At 48.3% G+C, this 11,076-nt stretch carries 9 protein-coding genes; 8 read left to right on the forward strand and 1 reads right to left on the reverse strand.

Features of this window, described 5'->3' with window-relative positions; genetic code table 11:
• Positions 1-16 precede the first annotated feature (16 nt).
• The 8 genes from VSQ61_RS05255 to VSQ61_RS05290 all read left to right on the forward strand — a co-directional run bounded on the left by VSQ61_RS05255 (position 17) and on the right by VSQ61_RS05290 (position 10,133).
• Positions 17-985, forward strand: a complete 969-nt coding sequence (locus tag VSQ61_RS05255) for an ABC transporter permease (protein WP_334343397.1) — start codon at positions 17-19, stop codon at positions 983-985.
• Positions 986-998: 13 nt separating this feature from the next.
• Positions 999-1,967: an ABC transporter permease gene (locus tag VSQ61_RS05260; protein WP_334343398.1), complete on the forward strand. Its 969-nt coding sequence runs from the start codon at positions 999-1,001 to the stop codon at positions 1,965-1,967.
• Between the two features lie 75 nt (positions 1,968-2,042).
• A complete protein-coding gene (gene aroE, locus VSQ61_RS05265; RefSeq protein ID WP_334343399.1) occupies positions 2,043-2,906 on the forward strand; it encodes a shikimate dehydrogenase in 864 nt (287 codons plus the stop codon).
• 412 nt (positions 2,907-3,318) lie between these two features.
• Positions 3,319-5,676: a glycyl radical protein gene (locus tag VSQ61_RS05270; protein WP_334343400.1), complete on the forward strand. Its 2,358-nt coding sequence runs from the start codon at positions 3,319-3,321 to the stop codon at positions 5,674-5,676.
• Positions 5,673-6,566: a glycyl-radical enzyme activating protein gene (locus VSQ61_RS05275; protein WP_334343401.1), complete on the forward strand. Its 894-nt coding sequence runs from the start codon at positions 5,673-5,675 to the stop codon at positions 6,564-6,566. The genes VSQ61_RS05270 and VSQ61_RS05275 overlap by 4 nt, the downstream gene beginning before the upstream one ends.
• A 3-nt stretch (positions 6,567-6,569) precedes the next feature.
• Positions 6,570-8,342, forward strand: coding sequence for a hypothetical protein (locus VSQ61_RS05280; protein WP_334343402.1), 1,773 nt, complete (start codon positions 6,570-6,572; stop codon positions 8,340-8,342).
• A 130-nt stretch (positions 8,343-8,472) separates the two neighbouring features.
• Positions 8,473-9,153 carry a D-lyxose/D-mannose family sugar isomerase gene (locus VSQ61_RS05285; RefSeq protein WP_334343403.1) on the forward strand — a complete coding sequence of 227 codons (681 nt, stop codon included), beginning with the start codon at positions 8,473-8,475 and terminating at the stop codon, positions 9,151-9,153.
• A gap of 41 nt (positions 9,154-9,194) precedes the next feature.
• Positions 9,195-10,133 carry an ROK family protein gene (locus VSQ61_RS05290; RefSeq protein WP_334343404.1) on the forward strand — a complete coding sequence of 313 codons (939 nt, stop codon included), beginning with the start codon at positions 9,195-9,197 and terminating at the stop codon, positions 10,131-10,133.
• A gap of 79 nt (positions 10,134-10,212) precedes the next feature.
• Here the strand turns inward: VSQ61_RS05290 and VSQ61_RS05295 are convergent, their stop codons facing one another.
• Positions 10,213-10,962 (reverse strand): DeoR/GlpR family DNA-binding transcription regulator, encoded by a 750-nt coding sequence (locus VSQ61_RS05295; RefSeq protein ID WP_334343405.1) that lies wholly within the window; start codon positions 10,960-10,962, stop codon positions 10,213-10,215.
• Between the last annotated feature and the right edge of the window lie 114 nt (positions 10,963-11,076).

Raw genomic sequence — 11,076 nt, forward strand, 5'->3', positions numbered from 1 at the left:
GAACGGAGGTAAGAAAATGACAAAGACAAAAACAAATTCTTTTTTGGAGTTTTTAAAACAGAATCTGGTTCTCTGCGGCATTGTGGTTTTGATTATTGTCACGGCTATTGCAGAGCCGAAGTTCCTTGGGGCATCAAACTTAAATAACGTATTGAGACAGCTTGGCCCTCTGCCTTTTGCGGCGCTCGGTATGACATTTGTTATTATCGGAGGATTTATTGACCTGTCTATTGTGGGCATTATCAGCCTGGTGGGTGTAATTACTATTGGCCTGGTGGATCCCCTTGGACAGGCAGGAGCTTTGCTTGCGGGGATTCTGCTGGGAGCTTTCCTGGGATGGCTTAACGGTCTGGTGTTAACGACCTGCGGCGCCATGACTCAGGCCGAGGTGCTGTTTATTACATATGGTATGAGCTCCATTTATACGGCTCTTGCTCTTATTTATACAGGCTCTGAGACCTTGCGTATTTCCAGAAGCAGCCGATCGATTTCTCTTTTTACGACTCTGGGCTCTTCTAATATTGGAATTATTCCTGTTATATTGATTGTGTTTGTTATTGTGCTGATTTTGATGCATTTCTTCCACAGGAAGACCATCTGGGGGCGGGCGATTGCCCTGATGGGAGGCAATAAGGATGCGGCATATCTGTCCGGTTTCAACATGAAGAGTACCATGCGCCTGGCATACGCTATCAATGGTATGATGTCGGCAATGGCTTCTATTGCCCTGCTGTCACGTGTCACTACGGCAACGGCTACCAGCGGGACCGGTTATGAGACAAATGCTATCCTGTGTGTAGTTGTAGGCGGAACCACTCTGAAAGGCGGCAAAGGAAGTGTGCTCCGTACCATGCTCGGCGTTGTACTGATTACCCTCCTTGGAAACTGTATGAATATGCTGAACCTGTCCACTTATATGCAGACGGTAATGCGCGGCGCTGTGCTTGTAGTTGCTATCTGGCTGGACAACCGCAAAGAATTGTAAGGAGGGCTGAAAAATGAATGCAAAAGCAAATGTAAATAAAGTATGGAAAGTCATTTCGAAGCAAAAAGCAGTCATTGCAATTCTGGCTTTGATGGTGATGATGCTCTTCTTCAACACAACATTTTATACGGCATACAACTGGCTGGATATGCTTCGTTCCACGGCGATTCTTGAGATTGTAGCCTTTGGCGTCACGGTGGCGGTTATCTGCGGCGGCTGTGACTTGTCCTGCGGCGGAACCCTGTGCCTGGGCGGGATCATTGCCGTTATGATGGTAAATAACGGAACTTCTATCCCCGTTGCGGTCATTACGGCCCTGTTAAGCGGTGCGGTAGTTGGTTTTATCAATGGCTTCCTTGTTGTACACCAGAAGACGGAGCCTTTCATCATTACCCTGGGTATGGGAATGCTGTTAAAAGGGATCTGCCAGCAGCTGACAGACGCACACCCCTTGACTTGTAAGAGTAAGGAGTTTATGCAGATCTCCAATATGAAGTTTTTTGGGTCTGTGCCGTCTCTGGTTGTATATATGCTGATCCTGTTTATCATTTTTTACTGCGTGATGCGCTTTACCAGTTTTGGACGAAACTGTTATGCTATCGGCGGAAACTATGAAGTGGCAAAATACTCCGGTATCAAGGTTGTGCCAATCAAATGGGCAGCATTTGTTATCAGTGGTGTTGTATCTACTCTGGCCGGCGTGCTGTTGTCTTCCCGTATGAATACCGGTTCCTCCGTATATGGTGATACCACTGGTATGTTGGTAAACTGCGGAGTTGTTATCGGCGGTACCTCTTTCGCAGGCGGCGTTGGCGGTATGGTAGAGAGCTTTATCGGTCTGTTCGTTATTCAGCTTCTTACCAACTGTATGAACCAGCTTGGAGTGGACAGCTACTATCAGAGACTGTGTGAAGGCATCTTGATTGTAATTATTATCGGAAGCGACTGTTTCGGCCGGAAGCTGAAACGGGAACGCGTATAAGAAAACAGAATCATCTCTATATAGAAGGTGATGTTAGAGATGATGCGGAACTTATAAAAGAAAGGGATATGTCTTATGAAAGAGCAGAATTATTTGGATCACCTGGTAGGTGTATTTGGACAGCCGGTAGCGGAAAATCCGGGCGTAGTGATTCAGGACGCCGCATTTGAGGCTATGGGACTGGAGCGTTGGCATTTCCTGACGCTGGATGTTGATAAGGATAAGCTGGAGGATGCCATCAAGGGATTGAAGGCGTTTAAGATGCGTGGAATCAACTGTACGATTCCCCACAAGATTGCCGTAATGGATTATCTGGATGAAATCTCCGAGAGCGCAAAGCTGATCGGCGCCGTGAATATGATTGTCAACAATGACGGACATTTGTTTGGGGAGAATACGGACGGAAAAGGTTTTATGATGTCTCTGGAATCCAATGGTGTGGACGTAAAGGGGAAAAAGGCGGTTGTGTTCGGCGCAGGCGGTGCGGCACGTGCAATCTGCGTGGAGATGGGCCTGGCTGGTGCGGCGGATATTACAATTGTAAACCGTGCACAGGATCGGCCGCTGGGAGATGCTCTCATGGCGATTTTACAGGAAAATACAAAGACGGAGTGCCGTTATATTGACTGGGACGGACCTTTTTCCATTCCGGAAGGAACGGATATTGTGGTAAATGCTACGTCAGTTGGGCTGTACCCCGATGTGGAGGTTATGCCGAACATCAATCTGGATTCTATCACTTCCGATATGTTCGTGCAGGATGTGATTCCGAATCCTACGGAGACCGCACTGATCAAAGAGCTGCGCTGCAGAGGAATTCCCTGTGCTACGGGCGCTGGCATGCTAATCAATCAGGCAGCTTTGAACATTGAGATGTGGACAGGCAAAAAACCGGATAAGGATGTTATGTACAAGGCCTTGGAAGAGGCTCTGGCATAAGAGAAAGGATTTGGGGCTGCCGCTTAAGCAGAAACCGCACCGTATAGGATGTTAATGCGGCGAGTTTTCTTAAATGCGGCAGCCTTATGTTATACGCAAAAAAGGTTCATAATTGTACACTTATTGGATGTTTATGTGAGTGTGACAGAGAGTGCATTTATGCTACATTATATACATAGAAAACAGCATCATCTTGTACAGTGCCAGAAGGATTTACGGACACATGCATCTGTGGCTGGAAATACTTCTATATAGAGGGTACTGTACAAGAGGATGCGGAACTTATAAAACAAACAGCATCATCTTGTACGGTGCCAGAAGGATTTACGGACACATGCATCTGTGGCTGGAAATCCTTCTGTATAGAGGGTACTGTACAAGAGGATGCGGAACTTAAAATGGAGGGGATACAATGCAGATAGAACAGATTTCTAAATTGACCTGCTCGGAGCGCATTGCCAGATTGAAGGAAGAGATGCTGGAGGAACCCAGATTTGCCAGCATTGAGCAGGCACGTATTGTTACGGAAAGCTATCAGGAGACAGAAGGGGAACCTCGCTGTATTCAAAGGGCAAAGGCTTTGAAAGCAGCCCTTTTGAGAATCGAGATTCGGATTGAGCCGGAAGAGAGGATTGTAGGAAACCGCACATCAGGTGTCCGGGGAGGCGTCGTATTTCCGGAGACAGGGGCGTCCTGGGTGGATCGGGAGTTCGAGACTCTGCCTACCAGATCCCAAGATAAGTTCCAGGTGCGCAAGGAGGACATTGAAGCCTTTCGAAGAGATATTATGCCCTACTGGAAAGGGCGCTCTCTGGAGGACCAGGTCAGAGCGGCAGTGGGCCCCCAGGTAGATGCCATTGCAAAGGTAGTCAAGGTCAACCAGAAGGATCACTCTCAGGGACATATCTGTCCCAATACAAAGAAATGGCTGAAGCTTGGTCCTGCCGGTATCCGAGAGGAAGCAAAAGAACATCTTAATCAGGCAGCAGATGAAAAGCAGAGGGACTTTTACCGAAGCGTAATTATAAGCATGGAAGGCGCCAGCGCCTTTATGGAGCGGTACGCAGCTCTGGCGGAGAAAAAATATCAGGAAACGAAAAAAGAAAATCTCTTGGAGGTAGCAGCAGTTTGCCGCAAGCTGGCCGCAGCTCCGGCAGAGACCTATCAGGAGGCGGTTCAGGCCACCTGGTTCCTGTATGTGATTTTACAGATGGAGGGAAATGCTTCTTCTTTCTCGCCGGGACGTATGGACCAATACCTGTATCCTTATTATGAGAATAGCCGGAGACAGGGCATGACATTGGAAGATGCGCTGGAGCTGACAGAATGTCTGTGGCTAAAGTTTAATCAACTGGTGTATCTTCGCAATTCCAACAGCGCAAAGTATTTTGCCGGATTCCCCATTGGCTTTAATGTAGCCATTGGAGGGCAGAATGAGGATGGCAGTGATGCGTCCAATGAATTGAGCTATCTCTTTTTGCAGGCGCAGTCTCATCTTTTACTGCCTCAGCCCAATTTATCTCTGCGGATTTATAAGGATTCACCCCAGGAGCTTCTGGAAGCGGCCAGCCGTGTGATTGGCCTTGGAAGCGGCATGCCTCAGGTGTTTAATGATGAAGCCGTTGTTCCGGCCCTTGAATCCCATGGAGTGAGTCATGAGGATGCCATGAATTATGCCATTGTAGGCTGTGTGGAGCTGACAACTCACGGCAACGCCCTGGCATGGAGCGATGCGGCAATGTTTAATCTGCTGAAAGCTCTGGAACTGACCCTGAACCATGGCGTTGATATGCTCACAGGAGAAAAGACAGGGCTTGATCTGGGAGATTTAACCACTTATGAGACATTCGAGGAGCTGGAGACAGCCTTTGCAAAGCAGATAGATTATTTTTCGGACAGAATGGTGGAATGTGTCAGTGAGGTAGAGAAGATGCATGAGAAGCTTCTCCCCACGCCTTTCCTTTCCTCTGTGATTGATGACTGCCTGGCCAAAGGGCAGGACGTGACACAGGGAGGTGCTCACTATAACTTTGCAGGAGTTCAGGCAATTCAGGTAGCAAACGTGGCCGATTCTCTGGCAGCAATTAAGAGCCTGGTATATGAAAAGAAGAAGCTGAAACGTGAAGAATTGCTCCATGCTCTAAAGACCAATTATGAGGATGCGCCCCTGATTCGGGCTATGCTTCTTAATAAGGCGCCCAAGTATGGAAATGATGTGGACTGGGTAGATCAGCTCGGTGTTAAATGGGTGAATTATTTTGCGGATGGATTGAAGAAATACCGCAATGGCCGTGGCGGCATCTACCAGATGGGTTTGTATACGGTGTCGGCTCATGTACCCATGGGACAGAATGTGGGCGCATCTGCGGACGGACGTTATGCAAAGGATCCGCTGGCGGACGGAGGGGTATCGGCTATGTATGGCCGGGACAGCCAGGGGCCTACGGCGCTCCTTCAGTCCGTAGCGAAGCTTCCGTTTAGCAAGGCAAGCAATGGAACGCTGCTGAACATGAAGTTTCTTCCTCAGTTCTTTAAAACAGATACGGGAATCTATAAATTTACGGAATTGCTTCGGGCAGTCTGCCGCTTGGGAATCAGCCATATTCAGTTTAATGTACTGAACGAGAAGGATCTTCGGGCAGCGCAGAAAAAGCCGGAGGAATACCGCAGCCTTACGGTGCGCGTGGCCGGCTACACTGCGTATTTCACGGAGCTTGCTCCGGATCTGCAGGAAGAGATCATTGCACGCACGACCTATGAAGCCGTATGAAAGGGATAATATTTGATTTAAAGCGGTTCGCCGTCCACGACGGCGGCGGGCTGCGCAGTACTTTGTTTTTGAAAGGCTGTCCTCTGCACTGTCCCTGGTGCCAGAATCCGGAGGGAATGGATTCTCATCCGGCCCTCTGGTACAGCCCTAATGACTGCTTAAGCTGCGGAACCTGTGTGGCGGCATGTCCCGGTCAGGCATTGACCCTTAAGGAACGTATTCATGTAGAACATGGCAAATGCACCCTTTGCGGAACCTGTGAGGATGTCTGTCCCGGTTCGGCACTGCAGCGAATGGGCGCTGAGGTTACTGCCAGGGAAGCGGCGGAAATGCTGCTTCGTGATTCCGTCTTTTTTGGGGAGGACGGCGGCGTCACTCTTTCGGGCGGCGAGGTGCTGATGCAATGGGAGTTTGCTGCCGAGATTTTAAGACTGTGCAGGGAGCAGGGAGCGGATACGGCCATTGAAACCTGTCTGCTTGCGCCCAAAGCGGCAATCCAGGCCATGCTGCCGGTGACAAATCAATTTCTTATAGATATTAAGTACCTGGACCCGGCTTTGCACAGAGAGATTTTGGGGGCGGATAACAGGAGAATCCTGGAAAATTATGAGTTTCTGGTGGATCAGGGAGCAAAGGTGCTTGTCCGGACGCCGCTGATTCCGGGCTATACTGCTACGGAAGAAAATATCCGCAGCATTGCTCGCTATATAAAGAGTATTGACGAGAAGGGAAAATATGAACTGTTGAACTTTAATCCTCTTTGCCGCAGCAAATATGCGGCCATGGAAAAGAAGTATCCGGTGGAAGGAAAGGCATTTTCTGAGGAAGAAATGGAACGCTTCTATGGGATACTTAAGGAAGAGGGTATCTTGTACATTATAAAGGAGTAACAAATGCTGGAGAATTTTTTGAAACAGGCAAAGGAGGATCGCCCTGTTTACATAACAGATGTACGAAATGCGTTTCAGAAGAGTGGGACACGGCCTTTTCATTTACATGTGGCTCTCTATGACGGAAGTGTACGGAGCTTTCCTCTTCAGCTTCCAACAACAACATCTTTAGAGGAAGAAGCATTTATAGCTTCCTATGTCCATGCTATGATCTATAATATTCTTTCCTCTCTGGGAGCGGTAAAGATTGAGATTTATTTGGAATTGAAAGATGAGAAGACGAAGAAGCTGGCAGATGGGCTGGATGAGGTATTTCAGACAGGTCTTGGGAAAGCTGAGCGTTCCGGCTATGGGAAGAGTCTGAACGTGAATGAGAGAGTGCTTGCCGTTCTTTTAAAGGGCAAATACCGATTTGGATTTGAGCAAAAGGATATATCAGAAGAAAGAGCTGTTCAGGAAAAGACGAAGAGTGAAAAAGGCGAACCGATCTTTGCGGCTCTGCCAAAGGCTGCAGAGGATAAAATGATTCTGGGAATCGACATAGGGGGAACGGACATTAAGCTGGCGGCCGGTGTCAACGGTAATTTGGCTGTTTATAAGGAATTTGACTGGTTCCCGGCGGCTTTTGAGAGAGCGGAGCAGCTTCTTGATCCGGTAATGATGATCACACGTCTGATGCGTGGAGCCGCAAGCCTGTATGGGGAGGGAAAAGAAGCCGGGATTGACATGGCAGCTCTTGATAAAGACGCATCCTTTGAAGCAATGGAGCAGGGAATTGAAGCAATGGAGCGGGAAGCCGGAGAAGCGCTTCGGAATTTTGACGCCATTGGTCTGAGCTTTCCCGATGTGGTGATTCAAAATCTGATCGTAGGCGGAGAGACATTTAAGACTCGTGGAATGAGAGAGAACAAGAGCCTGGATTATGAAGAGCAGTTTGCCAAAATTTCCGTACTGTGTGATGAGTTGAAAAAATATGTAACCGAGGACGGAGCGGTTATGAACACCAATGACGGACCCATGGCAGCGTTTACGGCGGCTGTGGAGCAGGCTGTGGCAGGAGAGGATGTCTCCAACGGATTTTTCGCCCATACCCTGGGTACGGAGCTGGGGACCGGATGGGTGCTTCCCGATGGTTCGATTCCGGAGATTCCTTTAGAGGTTTATAACTTTATCATTGATTTGGGCAGCTTTGAACAAAAAAAGTATGATGCCAATGATGTGAGAAGCATCAATAACTTTAATACAGGTCTGGCCGGTACACTGCAAAAGTATACCTGTCAGTCGGGAGTGTTCCGTCTGGCTGCAAAATATCTGCCCGAACAGGAACCGGCAGTTTATCAGGAGGCTTTGGATCTGGGGCTGTTTGTATGGAAGGATGATAAGCTGGTTGTGCCTACGGAGCCAAAGGATATGCGTAAGCCCTGTCTGGAATTCTTTATGAAGAAGGCGGGAGAAGCAGAGCATCCGGTATGTGCGGACATTTTCCGGCAGGTGGGTGAATATCTGGCAGTTACCTGGGAGGAAACAGATTATATTCTTGAACCGGAGGCAAAGGAGCGTTCCTTATTCGGACGTCTGGTCAAGACTCCTGCATGCTTCCGGCTTATGTGCGAAGGGGCAAAGAACCGGGTGCCGGATCTGAATCAGTATGCGGCGGACGGCGGGCTTGCCAATACTGCTTTGATGAAGCAGCTGGATGCCCACCCGGATTATACGGTGGCACAGTTTGCTCAAGCCGTAGGCGCTATTTACTTTGGGTGCCTGGGACTGGTATAATAATACAGCAATATCCGGTTCTGACGGTTCCAGACAATTTGCGGGAACATATTTTTGTAAATTGTTCAGGATAAATGAGGACAGAAGAGGTATTGAGAAACTTGGAATAAAAACGGAATAGGAGGTTTATATGAAACGTTCGGAAATCAACGCTGTAATTAAAGACTTTGAGGGTCTGCTTGAAAAGCATCAGTTTGCCCTTCCGCCCTTCCTTGGTTTTACTCCCGATGAATGGAAAGAAAAGGGGGAAGAGTATCAGGAGATAAAGGATAATGCGCTTGGCTGGGACGTAACGGACTATGGCTTGGGGGATTTTGATAAGGTTGGCCTGACGCTTATAACCCTGCGAAACGGCAATGTAGGAAACCCTGAATATACAAAGACCTATGCGGAGAAAATTATGATGCTTCGTGAGGGCCAGCTTTCTCCAAACCATTTTCATTGGAAGAAAATGGAGGATATTATCAACCGTGGCGGCGGAAATGTAGTGTTCCATCTGTGGAATGTGGGAGAAAATGAAAGCCTTGCGGATACGGATGTGGCAGTATTCCGGGATGGCCGCAAATACATGGTTCCGGCCGGCTCGGAGATTATTCTAAAGCCGGGAGAGTCCCTGACTCTTTATCCCTACACCTATCATGATTTTTCTGTAGAACCGGGTACGGGTTATGCATTGATTGGAGAAGTGTCCATGTGCAATGACGATAACAGTGATAACCGGTTTTATGAATCCATTGGCCGCTTTCCTACCATTGAGGAGGATGAGCCGCCATACCGCCTGCTGTGCAATGAGTACCCTGAGGGAAAGTAAGGCATCCTGGGAAAATATATAATATGGCATGAGGATTGAAGATGGAGAAAAAATACATATTTGGAATTGACGCAGGAGGAACAAAGGTTGCTTACGGTCTCTTCGACCGGGCAGGGGAGCTCCTGGATCGTTACCAGCATCCTACGGATATTGAGGCGGACGGGCCGGCATTTTCTGATCGGGTTATTGCTACCATAAAGGAGATATTGGAGAAAAACCATGCTTCTTTGGAAGAAGTGTACGGCATTGGCATCTGCATGCCTTCTTATATCCGATTTGAGACAGGTTATATTCATATGACATCCGCCATGGTTAACATTCAGGATTTCGGAATGAGAGATTACATGGAGGAAAGACTCGGCGTAAAGGTTATCCTGGACAATGACAGTAACGTAGCGGCTTTGGCAGAGCATAGGCGGGGAGCGGGACGGGACTGCAAAGACATGGTATATATGGCGGTCAGCACAGGAATCGGAAGCGGCATTATTATTAACCGGGACGTGTTTCGGGGAAGCTATGGATGGGCCGGAGAGAGCGGACATATGCTGGATACTCCGGATGCGGGGATCATGTGCGGCTGCGGGAATTATGGTTGCTTTATGTCTCAGATCAGCGGGCGAAATCTGCCGAAGCGCCTGGCAATTCGTATGCTGAAGGGAAAAGAAAGCCTTTTATCCCAGGCGGAGGAATTAAATGGCGAGGCGCTTTTGAAAGCTTATGAGGCCGGGGATGAGCTGGCAAGGGAAGAGATTGAGCATATGGCGCATCATTTGGCGGTCTGTGTGTACAATGTCTATCAGCTGCTGAATATTAATGTGTTTGTGTTTGGAGGCGGGCTTACCAATTTCGGAGATATCTTGTTCGGCAGGGTAAGAGAAGAGTTTGATCGGTACGACCATATTAAGATGCCGGTGGAATTCCGGTTTGCGGAGTTAAAGAAGGATTTTGGGATTATTGGAGCAGCGGAGCTTCTGCGGTGAGAGTAAAACTATAATGAAACAAAAAATCTCTTTGTCAATATTTGGATGATATTGGCAGAGAGATTTTTGTATGAATTAATTAAATCTCGGTAAGCTCTACCCGTATATTTTGTGAGCGCAGAATGTCGGCATATTCAGGAGAAAGCTGGGAATCGGTCACTACGGTATGCACTTCTTTGGAGGAGAACATTTTTGCTACGCTGCGTTTCCCGAACTTATCGGAGGTAGTCAGGACAATGACCTTGTCCGCCTGCTTTGACAGGGCACGAACCGTACTGCAGCGGGTATGGTTGATATTGGTGAATCCGTTTTCTTCCGTGTAGCCGTCAATGCCCACAAAGATTTTGTCTACATAGTATTCACGGGCGCAAAGCTCGGTGACCGGGCCGGTGGTGACCTCGGCTACGGTGTCGTAATCGCCGCCCAGCAGAATCACCTTTGCTCCTGGAGCAGTTCCCAAAGAGCGGGCGATATAGGTGGAATTGGTAATGATCGTCACATCGTTGACTGCCGCCAGTTCTGCCGCAAAGAGAGCGCAGGTAGAGCCGGATTCTATCATAATGGTTTCCATAGGCTCCACCAGAGAAACGGCTTTTTGCGCAATTTTCTTTTTTTCCAGATAGCGGAAGGACATACGGGAATTGATGGCATCCGGGGAAGCTTTGGCGGCATATCCGTGCTGGCGGCGCAGAAGCCCTTCGGACTCCAATTCCTCCAGATCCTTTCGAATGGTAACAACGGAGAGCCCCAGCCTGACAGCCAGATCCTGTACGCTGATTCTGTCTTTTTCATTGACCATATCTAATATTTTAAGATGACGTTCTTTCATAGGGAATCCTTTCTTTTTCAACTTCCATATTGGCACTGCTTATGGGTGCGCTTATTAGCTTTAGTCCGCAGTGCGAATTCGGAAGCATAAGCTTCCTCATCCATTATAGCATGT

Source organism: Candidatus Merdisoma sp. JLR.KK006, from assembly GCF_036941035.1.
Taxonomy (GTDB): Bacteria; Bacillota; Clostridia; order Lachnospirales; family Lachnospiraceae; genus Laedolimicola.